Source organism: Stenotrophomonas sp. SMYL89, from assembly GCF_036319985.1.
GTDB lineage: Bacteria > Pseudomonadota > Gammaproteobacteria > Xanthomonadales > Xanthomonadaceae > Stenotrophomonas > Stenotrophomonas maltophilia_Q.
In genome coordinates this window covers 245,847-268,715 of record NZ_JAWIRW010000003.1, presented here as the reverse complement: position 1 = coordinate 268,715, position 22,869 = coordinate 245,847, and the positions used below count along the sequence as shown (strand labels likewise).

Below are 22,869 nucleotides of genomic sequence, written 5' to 3'. Positions count from 1 at the left end.
CCGCAACGGCCACGCACCGCTGGAAGGCCCCGTCCCTTGGAGACGCGGCCATCAGCCCCTCCTACTCGGTCGCCCTGAAGTAGTCGAATCCAACGTGCTGCCCGATGCCGAGCAGATCTCCGTTGAGCAGCGGCTGGAGGATCAGCTCTCCAACCCTTGCATGCTTGAGATGGATGCGGTCATTTTCCAGCCGGGCCTGCAGTTGGCCGAACGGCGCGGAGACACTGCCGTCTTCAGTGAAGGTCAGGGAGCTTATGATGCCGCCCGAAGAGACGAACGTTCCTTGCGGAAGCTCCACGCCCTTGGCCGGCTGCAGGTCCGGGCCCAGTCCCCGAAGTGGTTCCAGCAATGCGCAGTCGAGGCTCCGACCACCGGTGCATGCCAGTTCCAGGGCCTCCGTTGCCCGTCCAAGGTCGCCTGCCGAAGCATGCAGATCGGCAACTTTGTGGCAGAACGCACCATCAGGCGTCTTCGTGCAGAAGTCATGCAACGTTTCCCTGTGATCCTTGGGAAGGGTGGCGGTGGCCACAGTGGCTGCATGCAGCCCCAAAGAAGCGGCGACAATCGCGTTCCTGAATGAACTCAACAGCTCGGGTTCTTCCTCGAGCTGAGCCAGACACGCTGGCCCCGAGGTAGTGCTGTCGGGATCCAGGCACTCGGCGGGCAGCGGCATCGCGGCCAGCTGCCTCTCCAGCGTCGCCCGCATTCTGGTGGCCAGTTCCCCCGGCGGAGCAATGGTGCCGGTATCGATCAGATGCTCGATGTACTTCTCCGGCAATGCCATGCACATGTAGGGCACGCCTTCCGCACATGCATTCTCAAGAGCGGTGGTTTCCATGGAATGCCGCATGTCCAAGCATCGCTTGGGATCTGCGAGACAGCTGTCTGCGGGATGCCTGAGTGCGGCCGAGCACTGCGACGGTTCGATCAGCGAGTAGTGCGTTCCATCGTCGTGAAGGGCCTGTCCGCCCTGATCTGTACCCACGGAGCGGGCATAGCCGGTGCTGAGGTTGACGATGATCACGTCGTCCCCGGATTGTTGCAGGGCGAATCGAGAGTGACTTCCGCTGTAGGAGATGGCATGTCCTCTATCCGGTGCCTCGACAACCATCTTCGAACTTCCGTGCTCGTCACTGAAGACGCCACACGCGACCCCGGTTGCCAAGGTTGGGAAGGAAAGGAACAGCAGAAGGGCACCGGTCACGGGCGACCAGGCAAGCAAACGCGGAGCATCTAGCGGCATTTCGCCTTCCCAGCATGAGTGGAGATACTGGAGCCCGCATTGGGCGATGACCTGGGCATGCCCGCCAGTTCCAGTGAAATCCATGATAGGGAGCCGCTCGGACGCAGCAGTGATTTCCGTCGGAAACCCTTGCAGGCTGGTGGGAACAACCCGCCCGAGGTGTGTCGATCACGACAATCAGGGCCCGCCCGAAGCTGCGGACAGGCCCTGGCCGGCTCAGCGCTTGCGGTTGGAGTTGCGCGGCGTCGAAGCGTTGTCCACGGCCGCCTCATCGACTGCCTTCTGCAGGGCACCGCCCAGCGTGATCAGCTCCCAGTTCTGGGTTTCGAGCACGTCACAGGCCACGTGCAGGCCGCTGCGGTCGGCCTTGCACAGCTGTTCCAGGATTCGACGCGCGTCCACCTCCGCACCGTTGCCCTGCGCGGTGACCAGGTTCTCGCACCCTTCGCGGACACCGGCGCGGCAGACCGTGGTGTAGTGCTCGACGGCCTGCAGCCAGTGCCCGGACAGCGCAAGGCGGTTGCCGAGAATGTTGCAGCCCTGCAGCTTGCCCTGCGCACAGCAGGCGTCGGCACCGTCCTCGTTGGCCAGCGCCAGCGGGCAATCCTGCGGCAGCGGCAGTACCGTGTATTGCTTCGGTGCGCTGCAGCGGGCCGGGCCCTCGCCGGTAGGGGTGAACACCTGGAAGCGGGTCCAGGTGTCCAGGCCCAACAACTGGCCGCCGGGCAGCGGGCGCAGCACGAAGTCGCCGCCCCGGTCGTGGCGGATGCGGATGTCGCCCTCTTCGACGCGCGCGCGAAGATGGCTGCTCCAGCCAACGCCGACCAGGCCGTTGTCACCGAAGTCCAGCGTGTCCATCAGGCCGCCGTCGGCCCGGTAGTTGCCACAGGGCAGGGCAGTTGCTGGCTGCGGCTGCAACGATGCACCCACCGCCTGCAGCGCAGGCAGGCGTTCGCAGGTGGCGGCGTCGTTGCCGGGTGTGCAGGCCGCAGCCAGGGCCTGCACCGCCTGCTGGGGATCTCCCGCCTCCCAGGACAGTTCAGCCACGCGGGTGCAGAAGCCGCCATGGGATACCTCGCGGCACAGCTGCAACAACTTATGGCGCCGCTCAGCCGGAATGATCACCGGCGCGGTCGGCGCTGCCATCGTCACCACGGCTTCGGTCATGGCTGCCGTCATCGCCGCCTTGACCAGCTGCTCCTGCACAGCGGGGTCCGCCTCCAGCGCAGCGGCACACGCTGGTGTGGCTTGTTCGAAGCCACCGCCATTGCAGGCGGCGGGGAGTTTGATGCCGGACAGGGCGGCGTCCAACGCTGCCTTTGCCAGAGCGGGATCGGCCTCGACCGTAGGTTTGGCTTCCTCGTGCCAACGATCAGCCAGTTGCAGGCACATGCCGGGCACGCCCTCCCGGCACGCCGCTTCCAGAGCGGCCGGGTCCGCTTCGCGACGGTTGTCCAGGCACGCCGCCGCATCGGCCAGGCAGCTGCCTTCAGCCGGCGCGGCGGTTGCGGCGCACTGTGCGGGGGCCTGCAGGATGTAGACCGTGCCATCGACCTCGACCGTCCGGCCACGATCGCGCACCTGCAGCGCGCTGGGCAGGCCGTATTCCAGGTTCACCAGCTGCAGCTTGCCGTCGATCTGCTGGAAGGCGACCGGCGTCGGTGCACTGCCGAAATGCTTCTGCTCGCCGCGGTTCGGCGAGCTGATGCGCAACGTACCGCTGCCTTCATCGGCCTTGAACAGGCCGCATTGTGGTGACTGTGCGGCGGCCATCGGCGTGGCCAGCAGCAGCGCCCAGGCCAGCCATCGGCGGCGCGGTGCGGGTGAATGCATGTCGTCTCCTTGACGATCGAACGGGAAGCTCCAGGCGCTACGGCGAACCGCGGCCCTCGCGCGGGGGTGTGCATTGTGGCGTGCCGGGCACCGGCTGGTAACGCTGATATCCCGTCTGCGCATCCATGCCGAGCAGGTCGCCATTGCCGAGCTGGCGCAGCACAAGGTTTTCGCCGTTCTGCTGCAGGTGGATCGCGCCGTCATGCAGACGGCCACGCGCGCCATCGCCGAAGTCGAGCCTGTCGATCACGCCACCGTCGGCCTGATAGCGGCCGCACGGCACCTGCTGGGCCGGCACCAGGCGCAGATCCGCGCCGAGATCGCGCAGCGGTGCGATGCGTTCGCAGGCACTGATGCGGCCTGCATCGCAGACCACCTGCAGGGCCTGCACCGCCAACGCGGGTTCCAGCGCGATCAACTGCTGTTCGGCCACTTCGACGCAGAAGCGACCACTGCGGTGCTGCAGACACAGTTGCTGCAGACGGTCGCGTGCAGCGGCCGGAAGCGGTGAATCCAGTGTGTCTTCGTCTTCCTGTTGCAGGCGTTCACCCACCCGCTGCATCGCGGCGGCCAGCGCATCACCGGTCAGCGCCTCGCAGGCCTGCGGGTCATGCCCGGGCGTGTGTTCGCGGCAGGCGGACGGGCGTTCGAAGAGGGCGGCGCCGGTGTCACCAGCGGCTGCGGCGTTGCCATCGCGCAGTTGTCGCAACAGCGCCGAGCAGCCCGCGCCAACGCCTTCGCCGCACGCGCGCTGGGCCTGGCCGGGAGAGGCCGTGGGCAGCTGCGCAATGCAGTGGCTGCCGGCGGCGCGACAGCTGCCGGCAATCGCTCTGGGCTCGGCGGCGCAGGTGCGGGGCTGGCGCAGGGTGTAGACCAACGGCACATCGTCTTTGATGCGTTGCCCGTCTGCACTGATCCGGATCGGCTCTGCCACGCCATCGTCGAGCATGACCAGGCGCGTCTGCGCCGCACTGCGATCAACCCACAGCGGCTGCGGCTCGCTGACGTCGTTGTGGCGGTAGCCGGTGCTGGGGGTGGTGAACACCAGCGCCATGCCGCCATCGGCACTGCGGTACTCGCCGCAGTGCAACGCGTCGGCGGCTACAGGCAGTGCGGCGAACATCAGTAGTGCAGGGAGAAGAGCCAGCAAGCGCATGCGACGGTCCTTGTCGTGCGGGAAAGGGATGGGGCTCAGTGGAAACGCGAGCGGATATCCTGCCGCAGCAGGCGCCAGGCCAGCCAGCCCTGCAGGCCGAGGAACAGGACCGACGTGCCGAGCAGGGTCAAGGTCATCATCCAGCGCCGCGGCTGCAGCGATTGCTGCATGTCCGGATCGTCGGCAAGCAGCACGATCATGTCGCGCATGAACACGTCCAGCCACCAGGTGATCGCGAAATTGGCCAGCGCGCTCAACAGCAGCATCACCACGAAGCTCCACAGGCCCCAGCGGCGCTCCCGCAGCAGGCCCCGGCTGGCCACGGCCGAGAGCAGGCAGAGCAGTGCGGCGATCATCGAGGCACCCACAGGGTGTGCCAGCAGCCAGGTCAGGCTGTGCATCTGCCGATGCTGTACTTCACCGGCCAGCAGTTGCCAGAGTGGAACGTCGTGCAGTGGCCATACCAGCAGCCCCTGCAGTACGAAGTAGCCGGTCAGCAGTGCGGACAGCCAGAAGGAGGCCTGGACCAGCGGCCGAATCCACGCGTGGTAGGGCGAAGGCTGCAACGAGGGGGGTGGAAGCGGCACTGACATCCGGTGTCCCTGCAATCGGTGCCCACGCGGTCAGCGGGCCGTCACCCGGGTGGCGACGGCCGGCAGGATATGGTGTTCGCTCAGCGGTGCCAAGGGCAGGCCATGCGGCGGCTGCAGCGGCACCCAGGCCAGTTCGGCGATCTCGGCGCGCGCCCGTGGCGTGCCGTCCACCTGTACCCACCACGCCTGTGCCTGCACGCGGTGGCCGGGCTCATTCACCGCCCAGTCCTCGAACGTGCCCAGCGCGATGGCAGCCCCGGCGCGCAGCTGCACACCGAGTTCCTCGTCCAGTTCGCGGGCCAGTGCCTGCAGTGGCGTCTCGCGGGGGTCGGGCTTGCCACCGGGCTGGATGAAGCGGTTGGCGCCGTGCTTGCGCACCACCAGCGCCTGGCCGCGGTCATCCAGGATGACCGCAGCCACGATGCGGATCGTGGCTGCGGCGTTGCTCACTTCAGGTTCTGCTCGAACAGCTTGAGGATGCGCTTGTACTGGTCCAGCCAGGAATCGGCGCGCACGTAGCCGTGGCGCTCCAGCGGGTACGGTGCGATCGACCAGTTGTCCTTGTGCAGTTCGATCAGGCGCTGGGTCAGGTTCACCGAGTCCTGGAAGAACACGTTGTCATCCATCATGCCGTGGGCGATCAGCAGGTTGTCCTGCAGGTTCTGCGCGTACTCGATCGGCGAGGACACGCGGTACGCCTCCGGATCGATGTCCGGGGTGTTGAGGATGTTGCTGGTGTAGCCGTGGTTGTATTGGTGCCAGTCGACCACCGGGCGCAGCGCGGCGCCGGCCTTGAAGGTGCCCGGCGAGCGGAACAGCGCCATGAAGGTCATGAAGCCGCCGTAGGAACCGCCGTAGATGCCGGCGTGGTCGCGGTCACCCTGCTGGGTGTCGACCAGCCAGTCCAGGCCGTCCTTGTAGTCTTCCAGTTCCGGGTGGCCCATGTTGCGGTAGATCGCCGTGCGCCAGTCGCGGCCGTAGCCCTCGCTGCCGCGGTAATCCATGTCCAGCACGATGTAGCCCTTCTGCACCAGAAGGTTGTGGAACATCTGCTCGCGGAAGTAGGCCGGGTAGCGCTGGTGCACGTTCTGCAGGTAGCCGGCGCCGTGCACGAACATCACGATCGGGTACTTCTTCCCCGGTTCCTTGTTTTCCGGTTCGTAGTACTTGGCCCAGACCACGCCGGCACCGTGCTTGGACGGCACCGCCACCAGCTTCGGCTGGATCCACTGGCGTGCCTTGTAGTCGGCGGTGCGGGTGTCGGTCAGAACACGGGCCTGGCCACCGGCGCTGGGCAGCACGGCCAGCTGCGGCGGCAGGTAGGCACCGGAGTAGCGCACCAGCAGCTGCTGGCCGTCCGGCGACAGCGAGAAGTCTTCCACGCCATTGAGGCTGGTCAGCTCGCGCACCTGGCGGGTGCCGGTATCGACCGCGCAGACTTCGTAGTCATGCGGGGCCTGCTGGTTGCACAGGAAGTAGAAGCCCTTGCCATCGGCCGACGGCACCGGCGCCGAGGTTTCCCACTTGCCGCTGGTCAGCGCCTGCGGCTTGGCGGTACCGGCCTGGGTGTACAGGTGCGAGAAGCCGGATTCCTCGGACAGCAGCCACAGCGTGCGGCCATCGGCCATCCAGCCGAAATCGTTGAAGCCCCAGTTGATCCAGGCGTTGTCGGTCAGGCGGTGGCGGTTCTGCACGCGGCCGTCGGCAGCGTTGACGCTGATGATCCAGCGGTCCTTGTTGTCGTTGGCACGCAGCATCACTGCGGCCTGCTGGCCGTCGGCGCTCCAGCGGATGCCGCCGCCCATGAAGTCGCTCATCACCTGCACGCTGCGTTCGCCCTTCAGCGCGTCCTTGCCGGCCTTGCGGCGCAGTTCGGCCAGCGGGTCGGTGCTGATGCCCGGCAGGCCGGCCAGCGAGACCTTCTCGGCCTTGCCGGTGCGCACGTCCACGTACCACAGGGTGTGCGGTTCGAAGCCGTTGCGGCCGACGCGGGTGCGCGTGTCCTCGGTTTCCTCGTAGCCCGACTCGGTCACATACAGCGGCATCTTGCCGCCGCGGCCGTCATCGAAGTCCTTAGGCTTGGTCACCACGATCAGGTGGGTCAGGTCGGGCGACAGCACGCTGTCACCGATCTCCACGTCGGCGCCCAGGTACACCGGGCCCGGTGCGCGGGTCGGGTCGGCCTGGCGCCAGCGCTGGTCCTGGTCCTTCAGGGCTTCGCGCTGGTCACGGTCGCGGCGCAGGGTCTCCAGCGTGCGCAGCTGCTGGTCGCGCAGCACGTCGGCCTTCGGCGGCGTGCGGGGATCCTTCTCGGCCTTCAGGCTGGCCACCTGCTGCACGCCGCTGGCGGCGGTCCAGTGGAACCAGTTCTGGCCGACCCGCCAGATCACGCCGTTGTCGGCGGCGAAGTTCACGTTGCCCGCGCGCTCGTTGCTGCGGGTCAGCTGGGTCAGCGCGCCGCTGCGCAGGTCGCGCACGAACACGTCGCCATTGCGCACGAAGGCGCTGCGGCTGCGGCTGCGGTCGTAGACCGGCTCGGCCACGTCCAAGGTGCCGCGCTGGTCATCGGCCACCTGCGCGGCCACGCCACCGGCCAGCGGCTGGCGGAAGGTATCGCGCACCGGGCTGCCGTTGCGCTTGAGCTGGTATTCCACCTGCTGGCTGTTCCACGACCACCAGGCCTTCTCGACCGGCGGACCGATCCAGTCCGGGTCGGCCATGGCCTGTTCGATGGTGATCGGCGTCGGCGCGGCATGCGCAGCCGGTGCGGCCAGCACGGCCGACAGCAGGAGGGACAGGGGCAGCACTCGGGACATGGGCGGACGGCACCAGAAGAGGAAACCGGGCAAGCGTAGCAGCCGCAAGGGCCCGGGGCAGGGGCCACAGGTCATGGCAGCGGAATCGGCAAAATCCTGCAACCGGTGGCCGTGGTCGCGCATCCATTCTCCTGAACCCGCATCATCCACCGAACAGGAGCCCGACCATGCAGGAACTGATTCCGATCACCCTCTTCATCTGCATCGCCTACGCGATCCACGCCATTGCCGATGCCCGCGCGCGCAGCAAGCTGGTGGCCCCGCACGTGCCGGAGGAAGTGATCCGCTCATTGGCCGTGCTGGAAGAAGAACGCCGCCGCCAGGGCGCGCTGCGCTGGGGCATCAGCCTGGTCAGCCTGGCCGTGGCAATGGGCCTGCTGGAGGCGATCGGTGCACGCGAACTGACCTTCGGCGCCGCCGCCGCGATGGTCGGCAGTGCCGGCCTCGGCCAGCTGCTGGCCTGGCACTTCACCCGCCCCGCCACGCGCAAGGGCTGAGGCAGGCATGCCACGGGCACAGGGGACGCCCCGCGCATGAGTCTGCTGGGTGGAGCACTGGCTGCATTGCGGGGGCGTCGCCGCGACGTCGCCCCCGGGCCCATACCCGACGCGGATGACGACCGCGCCCTGGTCCGCGCCATCATCGATGGTTCGCAACCGGCGTTCGCGCAGCTGGTGCAGGCGTATCAGCGTACCTGCGCGCACGTGATCGGTCGCATGGTCGGCGACCGCGACCAGGTGGCCGACCTGCTGCAGGAAACCTTCCTGGCGGTGTTCCGTCAGTTGCACCGGTTCCGATTTGAATCTTCGTTGCGTACCTGGGTTTCGCGGGTGGCCTACACCACCGCGTTGCAGCACCTGCGACGGCGACGCCTGGAAGCGCAATGGATGGTAGCGGTGGAGGTGCCGGAAGAACTTGGCATCGGTGATGAAGGCCCGGGCCCGGCGGAACTGAGTGAGGTATTGCAGGCCGGGCGCCAGCTGGGCGCAGCACTGGAACGGCTGAGTGCGCCGCAGCGGCTGATCGTCGGGCTTCATTATCTGGAAGATTTCGATCTGGCCGAGATCGAACAGGTGACCGGGCTGGCACGCGGTACCATCAAGAGCCACCTGTTCCGCGCACGCCAGGTCCTGAAACAGGAACTGACGCGGCACGCCACCGCCGGAGAACTGCTGTGAACCCACCGACCGATCCCCGCGATGCGGAAGCGCGCGCGCTGGCACAGGCGTTGCGTGAGCCAGCGCAGCAGGAAGACGTGCCGGATGTGAGCGAGGCGCTGCAGAAGCGCATTGCCGCCGAGTCGCGCGACAGCGGTGTGGGCTATGTGGTGGTGCAGGTGCTGTTGTTTGGCGCACTGCTGGCTGCAGCGGCCTGGTATTTCTGGCACTGAGGCGCCTGCCGGGCGATGGGTCGCTCCAATCGCGGTGGTTGGATGCCGACCGTAGTCGGTGCCTGGGTGCGTGTGCCAACCAAGGTTGGCAGCTACCGGAGCGGACAATCGGTAGCGCTGGGCCGTGTCCGGCGGCCTTCACGCCGCCCTGCGACAAAGTGAAGCAGCGCGTCACCCGGTCGCATCCCACCTTGACGAAATCCTCCTAAAGTGGTCCGGTATCCCACCGGTCGCAGGCAGGAGGCGTCCCTTGGACGCGTTGTTGTTGTCCCGGATCCAGTTCGGATTCGTCATCAGTTTCCACGTGCTGTTCCCCGCCTTCACCATCGGTACGGCCAGCTGGTTGGCCTTCATCGAGTGGCGCTGGCTGCGCACGAAGTTGCCGGTGTGGCGCGAGCTGTATTTCTTCTGGCAGAAGATCTTCGCAGTGTCGTTCGGCATGGGCGTGGTCAGCGGCATCGTCATGGCCTTCCAGTTCGGCACCAACTGGCCGCGGCTGAGCGAGGTGGCCGGCACGGTCATCGGCCCGCTGCTGACCTACGAAGTGCTGACCGCGTTCTTCCTGGAAGCCAGCTTCCTTGGCGTGATGATGTTCGGTTGGGGCCGGGTCTCGCCGCGCCTGCATTTCCTGTCCACCTGCATGGTAGCGCTGGGCACGCTGTTCTCCACGTTCTGGATCCTGTCGTCCAACAGCTGGCTGCATACGCCGGCCGGCTACGAGATGGTCAACGGCATCGTGCATCCTGTGGACTGGTGGCAGGTGGTGTTCAACCCCTCGTTCCCGTACCGGCTGGCGCACATGGCGCTGGGCTCGTTCATCACCACCTGTTTCGTGATCGGTGGCGTGGGTGCGTGGTACCTGCGCAGGGGAACGCATGTGGAAGCGGGCCGACGCATGCTGATCGCGGCGGTGGCGTTCGCGGCGCTGACCGTGCCGGTGCAGATCTTCGTCGGCGACATGCATGGCCTGAACACGCTCAAGCACCAGCCGATGAAGATCGCGGCGATGGAAGCGCACTGGCATGAAACGAAGGAGGGCGAGGGCGTACCCCTGGTGGTGTTCGCGCTGCCCAACGAAAAGGAAGAGCGCAACGATTTCGAGGTGGCCATCCCGAAGCTGGGCAGCGTGATCCTCACCCACAGCCTGGACGGCACCTTCGATCCGCTGACCTCGGTACCGGCCAGTGAACGGCCGCCGGTGACGCCGGTGTTCTTCGCCTTCCGCATCATGGTTGGGCTGGGCACGCTGATGCTGCTGCTGGCCTGGGTGTCGGCCTTCCAGTTGTGGCGGAGGAAGCTGCTGGATTCGCCATGGCTGCTGCGCGGCTGGAACTGGATGCTGCCCAGCGGCTTCATCGCGCTGCTGTCGGGTTGGTTCGTCACCGAGATGGGCCGCCAGCCGTGGGTGGTGTATGGCGTGCTGCGCACCGCTGATGCGGTCGGCCCGCAGAGTGCATGGATGACCGCGCTGTCGCTGGGCGTTTACGTGGTCGGCTACGCGTTCGTGTTCGGCTGGGGCATCTGGTACCTGGTGAAGATCCTGCGTCATGGACCGCAGCCGCATGCCGAAGGACCATCGCTGGACCACGGCAGCCATACCCCGGCGCGCCCGTTGTCGGCGGCCGACGAACCGCTGGAGGAGCGCTGACATGGACCTGATGACCTGGCTGCCGGTGGCATGGTTCGCGGTGATCGGTTTCGGCGTACTGATGTACGTGGTGCTGGACGGCTTCGTGCTCGGCATCGGCATCCTCGCTCCGTTCGCCGAGGACGAGGAACAGCTGGACCTGATGATGAACACCGCCGCGCCGATCTGGGACGGCAACGAGACCTGGCTGGTGCTGGGCGGTGCCGGGCTGCTGGCGGCCTTCCCGAAGGCGTATGCGGTGCTGCTGTCGGCGTTGTACCTGCCGGTGCTGCTGCTGGTGGTGGCGCTGGTGTTCCGCGGCGTCGCCTTCGAGTTCCGCTTCAAGGCGCATCGATCACGCCGGCTGTGGAGCGTGGCGTTCGGCCTTGGCTCACTGCTGGCGACCTTCGCCCAGGGCGTGATCCTCGGCACCCTGGTGCAGGGCATCCCGCTGGTGGACGGTGTCTATCAGGGCGGACCGTTCGCCTGGTTCAGTCCGTTCGCGATGCTTACCGGCGCCGCGCTGGTGGCCGGCTACGCGTTGCTGGGCAGCACCTGGCTGATCCTGAAGACCGGAGGGCGCGTGCAGGCGCTGGCGCGACAGATGACCCGGCCGCTGGTGGTGGCGGTGATCGCGGCGATGGGCCTGGTCAGCAGCTGGCTGCCGTTCCTCGACTCGCGGTTGATGGCGCGTTGGTTCAGCGACGGCAACTTCTGGTGGCTGTCGCCGGTACCGCTGCTGACCCTGGCAGTGGCGGCCGCGCTGTGGCGCAGCGCCACCCATCCACGCCGTGACCTGCCGCCGTTCCTGCTCAGCCTGGCGCTGTTCGTGCTCGGCTTCCTCGGCTTGGTGCTGGGCATGTGGCCGTACCTGCTGCCGCCGTCGATGACGCTGTGGCAGGCGGCCGCGCCGGCCTCCTCGCTGGGCTTCACCCTGGTCGGGCTGGTCGTTCTGCTGCCGGTCATCCTCGGCTATACGGCATGGTCCTACCGGGTATTCCGCGGCAAGGTGCACGCCGATACCGGTTACCACTGATCGATTGAAGGCGGGGCCGGCTGTTGCCCGGCCCCGCGTTGGGGAATGTGAAACCTGCACACCCTGCGCGGGACGTGCTAGCGTGCGCTCCTTTCCGGCGGCCAGGGGGGCAGCCGGCGACGTCCTGGACGGACGCACGGCTGCAGGAATGGGGGCCGCCGCGCGTCGCCGTAATGGCTCGTGCCTATCGTTCTCCCGTTGAAGCACCAACGCTAAATGATTGAATTCTCCATCGTCGACTGGGCCGCGTGGGCGCCCGGCCTGAGCGAGCGTAGCCAGTGGCTGGGCTGGGCCGATGCGCCGTACCTGCCGCATGGCGGGGATACGCCGGCATTGGCGGAGGTTCCGGCAATGCAACGCCGTCGTATCGAGCGGTTGGGCCGCATGGCGATCCAGGCCGCGTGCTGGTGCGAGGATGGGCAGGGGGCCGACAGCGACGTGCCGCTGGTGTTCGCCAGCCGCCATGGCGACGTCGCACGTTCGATGGACCTGTTGGGTGCGCTGGTCGGCGACCAGCCGTTGTCGCCCACTGGATTCGGCCTGTCGGTGCACAACGCGATCGCCGCGCTGTATTCCATCGCCCGCGGCCATCGCGGCAACTACCTGGCATTGGCTGCCGGCCAGGCCACGGTCGAGGCCGCGTGCCTGGAGGCCGTTGGCCTGCTGGCTGATGGCGCCCGCGAGGTGCGGGTGGTGGTCTACGAATCTCCGCTTCCTGAAATTTACGCGACGTTCGCCGACGAACCCGACCCGTTCTTTGCGTGGTGCTGGCGGTTGACCGCGCCCGCCGCGGGCCACCCGACGCTTTCTCTGCAGTGGCAGCCGGCCGAAGAACAGGCCACTTCTGCGCCGGGCTTGCTGCCGCATGCGCTGGACCTGCACCGCTTCCTGTTGTCCGGCGCGTCGGCGCTGGAGCACGTGGCCCACGGCCAGCGCTGGCGCTGGGGCCGCCGTGAGTGAGCTGCTGCGCCGCCTCGATCACGCCTGGCGGGTGTTCGGCACCGGCCTGAGCTTTGCTGCGTTTGGCCTCGGCGGGCTGCTGCTCGGCGTCCTGGTGATGCCGGTGCTGCTGCTGATGCGGGACCCGGTGGCCCGTCGCCGGCGCGCCCGGCGCGTGGTCCAGGCCGCCTTTGCCAGCCATGTCCGGCTGATGTGCCGGCTGGGGGTGATGACCCTGCAGATCGAAGGCCGGGAACGCCTGCAGCGCGACGGTTTGCTGGTCCTGGCCAATCACCCGACCCTGATCGACGTGGTCTGCCTGATTTCGTTGCTGCCCAACGCCGATTGCGTGGTCAAGCGGGCCGTGGCCTGCAACCCGTTCATGCGTGGTCCGGTGCGCGCGGCCGGCTACATCTCCAACGATGACGGCGCTGGCCTGGTGGACGATTGCGTAGCGGCGGTGCAGGCCGGCGGCACCCTGGTCATCTTCCCGGAAGGCACCCGCAGCGTGCCCGGGCAGCCGCCGCGGCTGCAGCGCGGCGCGGCCAACATCGCCGTGCGTGGCCGGCTGGACATCACCCCGGTGCGGATCACCTGTACCCCCCCGACCCTGACCAAGGGGCAGAAGTGGTATCGTGTCCCCTCACGTCGCTTTCACGTTCGGCTGCAGATCGGCGAAGATATCCCGATCGCGCCTTTCCTGGCCGAAGACGACTCGCCAAGGGGGGATGCCTTGGCGGCACGCCGCGTTACCGAGCACCTTTCTCGTTATTTCGACCTGTCTGGAGAGCCGCCCCGTGCAAGCACTTGAGCACGAGATCAAGGAATTGATCATTTCCTCCCTTTCGCTGGAGGACATCACGCCGGAGGACATCGATCCGACCGCGCCGTTGTTCGTCGAAGGCCTTGGCCTGGATTCGATCGACGCGCTGGAGCTGGGCCTGGCGCTGCAGAAGAAGTACGGTGTCAGCCTCTCGGCCGACTCGGAAGAAACCCGTCGCCATTTCTCCAGCGTGCGCGCGCTCGGCGAGTTCGTCGCCGCCCGCCAGTCGTAACGGCGCCAGGAATTGCCATGACCAAGAATGAACTGTTCGAACGCATCGTCAGCATCCTGACCGACAGCTTCGAGATCGAAACCGCCCGGATCACCCCCGAGGCCCGCCTGTACGACGACCTGGATATCGACAGCATCGATGCGGTCGACCTGATCGTGCAGCTCAAGCCGCTGCTTGGCCGCAACCTGCAGCCGGAAGCGTTCAAGGCCGTGCGCACCGTACAGGACATCGTCGATGTCGTGCACGGGCTGCTGCCGGACCAGGCAGCCGCCTGACCGCAGCGCCGGCGGCTCCGCCATGGCACGCGCACGCACGTTCGTGGTGGCTGCGATTTCGCTGGCCTACCCGGTGCTGGTGTACCTGGCGATGGGCCGTTTCGAGCCACGCTGGCTGTCGCTGCTGCTGTTCACCCTGGCCCTGCTGCGTGCGCTGAGTACGCGCCAGCCGCTGTGGTGGGCCGCTGCCGCGGGTACCGGCCTGCTGGCCGTGCTGGCCACCGTGCTCAACCAGGCCCTGCCGCTGAAGCTGTACCCGGCGTTGGTGAACGTGGTGATGCTGGCGGTGTTCGGCACCAGCCTGCGCTTCGGCCCGCCGCTGGTGGAACGCCTGGCGCGGTTGCAGGAGCCGGACCTGCCGGCGTTCGCGGTGGCCTATACCCGCCGCGTTACCCAGGTGTGGTGTGGCTTCTTCGTTCTCAACGGCAGCCTGGCCCTGCTGACCGCGCTTTACGCGTCGGACCGGGTCTGGATGCTCTACAACGGATTGTTGGCGTACGTGATGATGGGCGTGTTGTTTGCAGGTGAGTGGCTGGTGCGGCGGCGGGTCAAGGCGGCGCACGCGCATGGCTGAGTGGATCGCCCTGGACCGGCTGCTGGTGGACCCGCAGCCGCAGCGCCGCATCGGCCTCTGCGAAGGCGAGGTGATCGATCACCCCCACTTCCGCCAGCGGGTGCTGGCCTGGCGCGCGGCCTTTGCCGCCGCCGATGGTCGCGACTGGGCGCTGTACTTCGATGACGCGGTGGCCTTCGCGGCGGCGCTGTTCGGTGCCTGGCATGCCGGCAAGCGGGTGTTCCTGGCCGCCGACAACCTGCCGGCCACGCTGCAGGCGCTGCAGCCACAGGTGAGCGGTTTCGCCGGTGATGTTTCCGCCGACTACCGACCGCTGGTTGCCCCCGCCGTTGGCGTGGACGGCGAACTGCAGGTGCTGGACGAGCGCGCCTGCGAGCTGTGCGTGTTCACCTCCGGCAGCACCGGCCAGCCCAGTGCGATCAACAAGCGCATGGACCAGCTGGCGCGCGAAGTGGATGCGCTGCAGGCTGCGTTCGGCGCGCAGCTGGAAGGCGTGCAGGTGCATGGCACGGTGTCCCACCAGCACATCTACGGCCTGCTGTTCCGCGTGCTGTGGCCGCTGGCCGCCGGCCGCCTGATCCATCCGCGCCGGTTCTTCCACGAAGACCTGGTAGGCGCGCTGGCTGGTACCGACACGGTGCTGGTGGCGACGCCAGCCCACCTCAAGCGCCTGCCTGAGCAGCTCGACTGGGCCAGCCTGCACGGCCGCCTGCGCGCGGTGTTCTCCTCCGGTGGCCCACTGCCGGAAGAAGCTGCACGCCAGGTACGGCAGTGGCTGGGCGTGGCACCGACCGAGGTTTACGGCAGCAGCGAGACCGGTGGTATCGCCTGGCGCCGCTGGGACACCGACCTGCCGCCGTGGCAGCCGCTGCCGGGTGTGCGGTGGCGCATCGAGGATGGCTGCCTGGCCGTCGCCTCGGCGCATCTGGAAACCCTCGACTGGTGGCGCACCCAGGACCGCGTGGAAGCCTTGACCGATGGCCGCTTCCGCCTGCTGGGCCGTGCCGACCGTATCGTCAAGATCGAAGAGCGCCGCGTTTCGCTGGATGCGCTCGAACGCGCGCTGCGCGAAGACGCCGAAGTGGACGACGTGCGCGTGCTGGTCCTGCCAGGACAGCGTGAGCAGCTGGCAGCCGTGGTGGTACCGGCCGATCCGGCGCTGCTGGAAGGCGGTGACGTCGCGCGCCGTGCGCTGGGCCAGCGCCTTGGCGCGCGCCTGGCACAGGCACATGACGCGGTCACCCGGCCGCGCCGCTGGCGCTTGGTGCAGGCGCTGCCAATCAACGCACAGGGCAAGGTCACCCAGGCGGCACTGGCGGCGCTGTTCCAGCCGCTGATGCCGGTGCCGGTCTGGGACCGCCGCGATGCCGCCAGCGCCACCCTGCGCATGACCCTCGACCCGGCGCTGCGGCCGTTCCAGGGCCACTTCCCGCAGGCGGCGATCCTGCCCGGCGTGGCGCAGCTGGACTGGGCCGTGCGTTTTGGCCGCCAGGTGTTCAGCATGCCGGCCGGATTCCTGCGCATGGATGCGGTGAAGTTCCAGCACGTGGCACGCCCGGGTGATGAGCTGACCCTGCAGCTGGACTGGGATGCCACACGCAATGTGCTGGCCTTCCGCTACACCTCCAGCCACGGTGTGCACGCCAGCGGCAAGGTGGTCTTCGCCGATGCGGACTGATCCGGCCGTTGCCGGTGCCGCGTTCGCGCCACTGGTGGTGATCCCCGTCTACGACCACGAGCACGCCATCGCGGCGGTGGTCGACGGTGTGCAGGCCGCCGGCCTTCCGTGCCTGCTGGTCGACGATGGCTCGCATGAGGCGTGCGCGGCGGTGCTGCGCTCGCTGGCGCAGCGCCATGGCGTCGACCTGCTGCGCCTGGACATCAACCAGGGCAAGGGTGGTGCGATGCTGGCCGGTTTTGCCGAAGCCGCCGCGCGTGGCCACAGCCACGTGCTGCAGATCGACGCCGACGGCCAGCACGATACCGCCGACCTGCCGCGCTTCATCAAGGCGGCGCGTGCGCACCCGGGTGCGGTGATCTGCGGCATTCCGGCCTACGACGCCAGTGTTCCCAAGGCGCGCCTGTATGGCCGCTATGCGACCCACGTCTGGGTCTGGATCAACACGCTGTCGCTGCACCTGCGCGACACCATGTGCGGCTTCCGCGTGTATCCACTGCCGCCGGTGCTGCGCCTGGTCGATGAAGAGACCATCGGCCGACGCATGGATTTCGATACTGAAGTGATGGTTCGCCTGTACTGGCGGCAGGTGCCGGTCGAACACCTGGCCACGCGTGTGACCTATCCCGCCGATGGCGTATCGCACTTCGATGTGTGGCGCGACAACGTGCGTATCAGCCGCATGCACACCCGCCTGTTCTTCGGCATGCTCTGGCGCGCACCGCGCCTGCTGTGGCGCCGCCTGCGGGGGCAGTGCTGAGATGGCGGCCGCGCAGGGCGCCCCGCACTGGGCCGACATCGGCGAATCGACGTCGGTGGCCGGCGTGCTGCTCCTGTGCTGGGTGCACCGCTGGTTCGGGCGCTGGCCGTTCCGCCTGTGCGTGTGGCCGGTGGTGGCCTGCCATTGGCTGGGCAACCGTGTTGGCCGCCAGGCCTCGATGCAGTACCTGCAGCGCCTGCAGGCACACAGCGGTGTGCTGGGCCGCGCGCCGACCCGGCGCGACAGCCTGCGCCACTTCTTCGCCTTCGCCGACACGATGCTGGACAAGATCCTCGGACTGGGCGGGCGCTATCCGGCCGAACGCATCCACCTGCATCGCGACCTGGTGCTGCAGAAGATCGCGCGCCGTGAAGGCGGGCTGATCCTGACCGCACACATCGGCTGCCTGGAACTGTGCCAGGTGCTGGCCGAGCAGGTGCCGGGTTTCCGCATCACCGTGCTGGTGCATACCGCACATGCGCAGCGCTTCAACCGCCTGCTGCAGCGGCTCGACCCGCTGGCGGCGGTAGAACTGGTGCAGGTGACCGAAATGGGACCGGCCACCGCGATGATGCTGGCCGAGCGGGTGGCGGCCGGTGGCTTCGTCGCCATTGTTGGCGACCGCACGCCTGTGCAGGGCGGCCGCAGCGTCACCGCCGATTTTCTCGGCCATCGCGCCCCGTTCCCGATCGGTGCCTATGTGCTGGCCGCAGCGCTGGGCTGCCCGGTCTACACCATGGCCTGCCTGCACCAGGGTGAAGGCTATCGCGTGGCATTCGAACAGTTCGCCGAACGCATCGTGCTGCCCCGTGGCTCGCGCGACGCGGCACTGGCCGAACAGGCACAGCGCTTCGCGCGTTGGCTGGAACTCCAGGTCATCCAGTCCCCGTTGGACTGGTTCAATTTCTTCCCCTTCTGGGATCAGGCTCCGCATGACGACTGACGCCGTACCCGTGTGCCGCTTTGGCGATGCACCGTTGACCATCGAAGACGTGGTGGCCCTGGCCCAGCGCCAGTGCGAGGCCGCACTGAGCGACGCGCCGGCGTTCCGCGCGCACATCCAGCGCGGCGCCGATTTCCTCGACCGCCTGCTGCGCGAGGATGGCGTGATCTACGGCGTGACCACCGGCTATGGCGATTCGTGCACGGTGAACATCCCGCCGGCACTGGTGGCTGAGCTGCCGCACCATCTGTACACCTATCACGGCTGCGGCCTGGGCCGTTACCTGGACCCGGTTGAAACCCGCGCGGTGCTGGCGGCGCGCCTGGCCTCGCTGGTGCGCGGCATGTCCGGCGTCAGCGTGCCGCTGCTGGAAGGCCTGGCCACGCTGCTGCAGCACGACGTGCTGCCGATGATTCCGGCCGAAGGCTCGGTGGGTGCCAGTGGTGACCTGACCCCGCTGTCGTACGTGGCGGCGGTGCTGTGCGGTGAGCGCGAGGTACTGTTCGAAGGCCAGGTGCAGCCGGCCGGCCCGGTGCTGGCGAAGATCGGCATGACCCCGCTGAAGCTGCGGCCGAAGGAAGGCCTGGCGATCATGAACGGCACCGCGGTGATGACCGGCCTGGCCTGCCTGGCCTGGCAGCGTGCCGATTACCTGGCCCGCATGGCTACGCGCCTGACCGCGTTCAACGTACTGGCCAGCGACGGCAACGCGCACCACTTCGACCAGACCCTGTTCGCGGCCAAGCCGCACCCGGGCCAGGGCCGCATCGCCGCGCGCCTGCGCAGCGACCTGCACAGCGAGCGTCCGCCGCGCAATGAACAGCGCCTGCAGGACCGTTACTCGCTGCGCTGCGCACCGCACGTGATCGGCGTGCTGGAGGACAGCCTGCCGTTCCTGCGCCAGCTGATCGAGACCGAGCTGAACAGCGCAAACGACAATCCGCTGATCGACGCCGACGGCGAGCGCATCCTGCACGGTGGCCACTTCTACGGCGGCCACATCGCGCTGGCGATGGACACCCTGAAGAACACCGTGGCCAATGTTGCCGATCTGCTCGACCGGCAGCTGGCACTGGTGGTCGATGCCCGCTACAACCATGGGCTGCCTGCCAACCTGTCGGCGGCCACCGGCCCGCGCGCGGCCATCAACCATGGCCTGAAGGCACTGCAGATCAGCGTGTCGGCGTGGACCGCCGAAGCGCTGAAGCAGACCATGCCGGCCTCCGTGTTCTCGCGTTCGACCGAATGCCACAACCAGGACAAGGTCAGCATGGGCACCATCGCCGCGCGCGACTGCCTGCGTGTGATCGAACTGACCGAGCAGGTGGTGGCCGCGATGCTGATTGCCGCGCGCCAGGGCCTGGCCCTGCGCGAGCGGGTTGGCCTGAATGCGCAGCTGCATGGCAGTCTGGCCGACATGTACGCCGACCTGGGGCAGCGCATCGCCCTGGTCGAAGAAGACCGCGCGCTGGATCGCGAACTGCGGGAACTGCTGGTGGAGATCCGCGCGCAACGCTGGGAACTGTATGCCGGTGAATGAACACTCGGAAATGGTCGGGGAAATCACCCTGACCCCCGCTTTCCATGACTGCGATCCGATGAACGTGGTCTGGCATGGCAACTACTTCAAGTACTTCGAGATCGCGCGCTGCGCGCTGCTCGGCCGCTACGACTACGACTACCCGCAGATGCTCGAATCGGGCTACCTGTGGCCGGTGGTCGATGCACGGGTGAAGTACGTGCGCCCGCTGCTGTTCAACCAGGCGCTGCGCGTGGTCGCGCGCATCGTGGAATGGGAGAACCGGCTGAAGATCGAGTACGAGATCCTCGATGCGGAAAGCGGCCAGGTGCTGACCCGCGCGATGACCATCCAGGTCGCGGTGGACGCGGCCAGCAAGGAAATGCTGTACCAGTGCCCGCCGGTACTGTGGGAACGCCTGGGAGTGCCTGCGCCGTGACGATGCTTGCCCGTGTTTCGAGCGTGCTGCTGTGCGCGCTGCTGCTGGTGGCCGTACCGCGTGTACAGGCGGCCGACCCCGCCGTCGATGCGATCACCCAGGCAGTGGCGCGGCCCGACGTGCTGCGTGGCCAGTTCAGCCAGGGAAAACAGGTCAGCGGCTTCAAGAACCCACTGCACTCGCAGGGCCGGTTCGTGGTCGCGCGCCAGCACGGCGTGATCTGGACCACGCTCAAGCCCTTCCCTTCTGAAGTGGTGGTCACTGCCGACCGCATCCTCAGCCGCCAGCGCGATGGCAGCACCCGCGTCGAGCTCGACGCGCGGCAGCAGCCGGCGATGCGCTCGGTCAACGCGATCATGTTCGCGCTGATGAGCGGCGACGTGCAGGCGCTGTCCAGCCAGTTCAATGTTGCTGCCAGCCGCGAAGGGCAGGGCTGGCGCCTGCGCCTGACACCGAAGTCGGCAATGCTGGCCAAGGCCTTCGAATCGCTGACCTTGCAGGGTGACCGCTATGTGCGCCAGGTGGAGATCGTCGAGGCCAACAAGGACCGCACGCAGATCCAGTTCAGCGCGTTGAGCGAGGCCCCGGCCACGTTGAACCCCGATGAGGCACGCCGCTTTGAGTGACGCCGTGGCGTTGAACGCGCCGGACCGGTTGCGGCGCTGGTGGCACTGGCTGGGCATCGCCTGGCTGGTGCTGCTGCTGGCGCTGGGCGCGCAGCAGTGGCACCTGTGGAGCCAGCAGTCGCGGATCGACACCGACATCCTCGCGCTGCTGCCGCAGGATGCGCATGACCACCTGTTGAGCGATGTCACCCGGCGCATCGCCGATGGCAGTTCGCGGCAGGTGGTGGTGCTGCTCGGCAGCCAGGATGGCACCGCCGCCAAGCGCGCGCAGGCGGCGTTCGCCGCGGCGATGGCTGCCGATGCCGACAGCGCGTTGCTGGTGCCCAGCGGGTCCATCGAGGGCTGGTTCGATGAGGCGCGCGCGTTCTACGCGCCGTACCGCGATCGCCTGCTGACTCCCAGCCAGCGCAACCAGCTGCAGAACAGCGAAACCGGGGCACTGGCCGAGCAGGCACTGGCTGCGCTGTACGGCCCGATGGGCGCGCCGCGCCTGACCGACTGGCGGCAGGACCCGCTGTCGCTGTGGCCGCAGTGGTGGCAGCAGCAGGCGCAGGGGTCGGGCCTGCGCCTGGGCGATGACGGCCTGCTCGAGGCCGAGGGCAAGCATTGGGCGGCGCTGCAGTTCGATACGCCGGGTTCGGCGTTCCAGCTTGATGGCGAGCGCCATCTTGATGGCCTGCTGGAACGTGCCGGGAAGGCGGCCAAGGCGGTCGCGCCGGAGCTGGAAATCCTGCATGCCGGCGTGCCGTTGCACGCCGAAGCCGCTGCCGTACAGGCCAACCGGGAGATCAACACCATCGGCTGGGGCTCGCTGGCCGCGGTGCTGCTGCTGGTGTGGCTGGCGTTCCGTTCGCTGCGCCCGATCCTGCTGGTGGCCGCCTCGCTGCTGATCGGCTGCGGCGTGGCGCTGGCGGTCACCGTGCTGGTGTTCGGCAAGGTGCACGTGCTGACCCTGGTGTTCGGCGCGTCGCTGGTGGGCGTGGCCGAGGACTACGGCATCCACTGGTTCGCCTCGCGCCAGGCCGAGCCGGCCGATCGCCGCTGGAAACTGCTGCGGCACCTGTTGCCGGGCCTGTGGCTGGCCCTGCTGACCAGCGCGCTGGCCTATCTGGCGCTGGGCCTGGCGCCGTTCCCGGGCCTGCGCCAGATGGCGCTGTTCTCGGTGGTCGGCCTGGCCGCCGCCTTTCTCACGGTGATCTTCTGGTTCCCGTGGCTGGATGGCGGCGAGATCCGCCAGACCCGTTTCTCGCAGTGGCTGGGCAATACGCTGGAGCGATTCCCGCGCCTGCACGGCCGCCGTCCGGTGGCGATCTTCGTGGTGGCTGCGCTGGCGCTGTCCGCAGTGGGCATCGCGCGCCTGCAGAGCAACGACGACCTGCGCAGCCTGCAGTCGTCGCCGCCGGCGCTGATGGCCCAGCAGATCCGCCTGAGCCAGCTGCTGGGCATGCCCAGCCCGGCGCAGTTCTACCTGGTGCAGGGCGCCGATGCGGCGCAGCTGCTGCAGCGCGAAGAGGCATTGACCGAACGCCTGCGTGCACTGGCTGACGACAAACGCATCGGCGGCTACCGCGCGATCAGCGACTGGTTGCCGTCGCCCGCGCGCCAGCAGGCCGATGCGGCGCTGACCGCGAAGGTGGAACCGGGCGTGCTGGATGCCGTGTCCGAGGCGGTGGGCGAGCCGCTGCAGCGACCGCAGTTCGCGGCTGCGCCGCTTACTGCCGAGGCCTTCCTTGCCTCGCCGGCGTCGCAGCCGTTCCGCCACCTGTGGGTGGGTGAGGTCGGTGGGCAGATGATCAGCGTGGTGATGGTTGATGACCTGTCGCGCGCCGATGCCCTGGCCACGCTGGAAGGTGCCGCCGAAGGCCTGCCCGGCGTGCGCTGGGTAGACCGCACCTCTGATTTCTCCAAGCTGCTGGGCCACTACCGCAAGCTGATGGGCGGGCTGCTGCTGGTCGGCATTGCACTGGTGTTCGGTGCGCTGTGGCTGCGCTACCGCCGCCAGGCCTGGCGCGTGTTTGCCCCGACCCTGATTGCCGGCGCGCTGACCCTTGGGCTGCTGGGCCTGTTCGGCCAGCCGCTGCAGCTGTTCAACGTACTGGCGCTGATGCTGCTGCTGGGCATGGGCATCGACTACGGCATCTTCCTGATCGAGCACCGTGGCGATGCCAGTGCATGGCTGGCGGTGTGCGTGGGCGCGGCCAGCACCTGGCTGTCGTTCGGCCTGCTGGGCCTGTCGCAGACCCCGGCGCTGCGCGCGTTCGGCCTGACCCTGCTGTTCGGCATCGGTCTGGTCTGGCTGATCTCGCCGCTGTTCCGGCCGCCGCCGCACGATCTGCCGCCAGCCTGAGCCCGCCTTCCGCTTTTCTT

23 protein-coding genes are annotated in these 22,869 nt (G+C 67.9%); 17 read left to right on the top strand and 6 right to left on the bottom strand.

Annotation, left to right across the window (positions count from 1 at the left end; genetic code table 11):
- Positions 1-61: 61 nt before the first annotated feature.
- The 6 genes from V3B41_RS05705 to V3B41_RS05680 form a co-directional block, all read right to left on the bottom strand.
- Positions 62-1,327: a hypothetical protein gene (locus V3B41_RS05705; protein WP_329860384.1), complete on the bottom strand. Its 1,266-nt coding sequence runs from the start codon at positions 1,325-1,327 to the stop codon at positions 62-64.
- A gap of 132 nt (positions 1,328-1,459) precedes the next feature.
- Positions 1,460-3,076 carry a hypothetical protein gene (locus tag V3B41_RS05700; RefSeq protein ID WP_329860382.1) on the bottom strand — a complete coding sequence of 539 codons (1,617 nt, stop codon included), beginning with the start codon at positions 3,074-3,076 and terminating at the stop codon, positions 1,460-1,462.
- Positions 3,077-3,113: 37 nt separating this feature from the next.
- Positions 3,114-4,232, bottom strand: coding sequence for a hypothetical protein (locus V3B41_RS05695; protein WP_329860380.1), 1,119 nt, complete (start codon positions 4,230-4,232; stop codon positions 3,114-3,116).
- Between the two features lie 35 nt (positions 4,233-4,267).
- Positions 4,268-4,825 carry a hypothetical protein gene (locus V3B41_RS05690; protein ID WP_049431640.1) on the bottom strand — a complete coding sequence of 186 codons (558 nt, stop codon included), beginning with the start codon at positions 4,823-4,825 and terminating at the stop codon, positions 4,268-4,270.
- Positions 4,826-4,855: 30 nt separating this feature from the next.
- Positions 4,856-5,275 (bottom strand): NUDIX domain-containing protein, encoded by a 420-nt coding sequence (locus V3B41_RS05685; protein WP_329860377.1) that lies wholly within the window; start codon positions 5,273-5,275, stop codon positions 4,856-4,858.
- Complete coding sequence (locus tag V3B41_RS05680; RefSeq protein ID WP_197619357.1) at positions 5,272-7,641, bottom strand: S9 family peptidase; 2,370 nt, start codon at positions 7,639-7,641, stop codon at positions 5,272-5,274. The genes V3B41_RS05685 and V3B41_RS05680 overlap by 4 nt, the downstream gene beginning before the upstream one ends.
- A 167-nt stretch (positions 7,642-7,808) precedes the next feature.
- On the opposite strand from V3B41_RS05680, the gene V3B41_RS05675 reads away from it, so the two are divergent.
- The 17 genes from V3B41_RS05675 to V3B41_RS05595 all read left to right on the top strand — a co-directional run bounded on the left by V3B41_RS05675 (position 7,809) and on the right by V3B41_RS05595 (position 22,849).
- Positions 7,809-8,138 carry a hypothetical protein gene (locus V3B41_RS05675; protein WP_049431652.1) on the top strand — a complete coding sequence of 110 codons (330 nt, stop codon included), beginning with the start codon at positions 7,809-7,811 and terminating at the stop codon, positions 8,136-8,138.
- 36 nt (positions 8,139-8,174) lie between these two features.
- Positions 8,175-8,819 carry a sigma-70 family RNA polymerase sigma factor gene (locus tag V3B41_RS05670; RefSeq protein WP_049431655.1) on the top strand — a complete coding sequence of 215 codons (645 nt, stop codon included), beginning with the start codon at positions 8,175-8,177 and terminating at the stop codon, positions 8,817-8,819.
- Positions 8,816-9,031, top strand: coding sequence for a hypothetical protein (locus V3B41_RS05665; RefSeq protein ID WP_049431658.1), 216 nt, complete (start codon positions 8,816-8,818; stop codon positions 9,029-9,031). Before V3B41_RS05670 ends, V3B41_RS05665 begins: the two co-directional genes overlap by 4 nt.
- A gap of 250 nt (positions 9,032-9,281) precedes the next feature.
- Positions 9,282-10,679 carry a cytochrome ubiquinol oxidase subunit I gene (locus V3B41_RS05660; protein WP_049431660.1) on the top strand — a complete coding sequence of 466 codons (1,398 nt, stop codon included), beginning with the start codon at positions 9,282-9,284 and terminating at the stop codon, positions 10,677-10,679.
- A gap of 1 nt (position 10,680) precedes the next feature.
- Positions 10,681-11,694 (top strand): cytochrome d ubiquinol oxidase subunit II, encoded by a 1,014-nt coding sequence (gene cydB / locus V3B41_RS05655; RefSeq protein WP_197619359.1) that lies wholly within the window; start codon positions 10,681-10,683, stop codon positions 11,692-11,694.
- 216 nt (positions 11,695-11,910) lie between these two features.
- Positions 11,911-12,654, top strand: a complete 744-nt coding sequence (locus V3B41_RS05650; protein ID WP_049431668.1) for a beta-ketoacyl synthase chain length factor — start codon at positions 11,911-11,913, stop codon at positions 12,652-12,654.
- A complete protein-coding gene (locus V3B41_RS05645; RefSeq protein WP_049431672.1) occupies positions 12,647-13,444 on the top strand; it encodes a lysophospholipid acyltransferase family protein in 798 nt (265 codons plus the stop codon). Before V3B41_RS05650 ends, V3B41_RS05645 begins: the two co-directional genes overlap by 8 nt.
- A complete protein-coding gene (locus V3B41_RS05640; RefSeq protein WP_005411610.1) occupies positions 13,431-13,688 on the top strand; it encodes a phosphopantetheine-binding protein in 258 nt (85 codons plus the stop codon). Before V3B41_RS05645 ends, V3B41_RS05640 begins: the two co-directional genes overlap by 14 nt.
- A 17-nt stretch (positions 13,689-13,705) precedes the next feature.
- Positions 13,706-13,963 (top strand): acyl carrier protein, encoded by a 258-nt coding sequence (locus V3B41_RS05635; protein ID WP_005411609.1) that lies wholly within the window; start codon positions 13,706-13,708, stop codon positions 13,961-13,963.
- Positions 13,964-13,985: 22 nt separating this feature from the next.
- Positions 13,986-14,537: a membrane protein gene (locus tag V3B41_RS05630; RefSeq protein ID WP_049431675.1), complete on the top strand. Its 552-nt coding sequence runs from the start codon at positions 13,986-13,988 to the stop codon at positions 14,535-14,537.
- The gene (locus V3B41_RS05625; RefSeq protein ID WP_049431678.1) at positions 14,530-16,215 is read left to right on the top strand and encodes an AMP-binding protein; all 1,686 of its coding nucleotides are present in this window, start codon (positions 14,530-14,532) and stop codon (positions 16,213-16,215) included. Before V3B41_RS05630 ends, V3B41_RS05625 begins: the two co-directional genes overlap by 8 nt.
- Positions 16,205-16,975 carry a glycosyltransferase family 2 protein gene (locus tag V3B41_RS05620; RefSeq protein ID WP_049431681.1) on the top strand — a complete coding sequence of 257 codons (771 nt, stop codon included), beginning with the start codon at positions 16,205-16,207 and terminating at the stop codon, positions 16,973-16,975. Before V3B41_RS05625 ends, V3B41_RS05620 begins: the two co-directional genes overlap by 11 nt.
- A gap of 1 nt (position 16,976) precedes the next feature.
- A complete protein-coding gene (locus tag V3B41_RS05615) occupies positions 16,977-17,918 on the top strand; it encodes an acyltransferase (RefSeq protein WP_295550318.1) in 942 nt (313 codons plus the stop codon).
- Positions 17,908-19,458 carry an aromatic amino acid ammonia-lyase gene (locus V3B41_RS05610; RefSeq protein ID WP_106549976.1) on the top strand — a complete coding sequence of 517 codons (1,551 nt, stop codon included), beginning with the start codon at positions 17,908-17,910 and terminating at the stop codon, positions 19,456-19,458. The genes V3B41_RS05615 and V3B41_RS05610 overlap by 11 nt, the downstream gene beginning before the upstream one ends.
- Positions 19,445-19,876: an acyl-CoA thioesterase gene (locus V3B41_RS05605; RefSeq protein WP_197632603.1), complete on the top strand. Its 432-nt coding sequence runs from the start codon at positions 19,445-19,447 to the stop codon at positions 19,874-19,876. The genes V3B41_RS05610 and V3B41_RS05605 overlap by 14 nt, the downstream gene beginning before the upstream one ends.
- A 2-nt stretch (positions 19,877-19,878) precedes the next feature.
- Complete coding sequence (locus V3B41_RS05600) at positions 19,879-20,502, top strand: outer membrane lipoprotein carrier protein LolA (protein ID WP_329860444.1); 624 nt, start codon at positions 19,879-19,881, stop codon at positions 20,500-20,502.
- Complete coding sequence (locus V3B41_RS05595) at positions 20,480-22,849, top strand: MMPL family transporter (RefSeq protein WP_329860369.1); 2,370 nt, start codon at positions 20,480-20,482, stop codon at positions 22,847-22,849. The genes V3B41_RS05600 and V3B41_RS05595 overlap by 23 nt, the downstream gene beginning before the upstream one ends.
- The last annotated feature ends 20 nt before the right edge of the window (positions 22,850-22,869 follow it).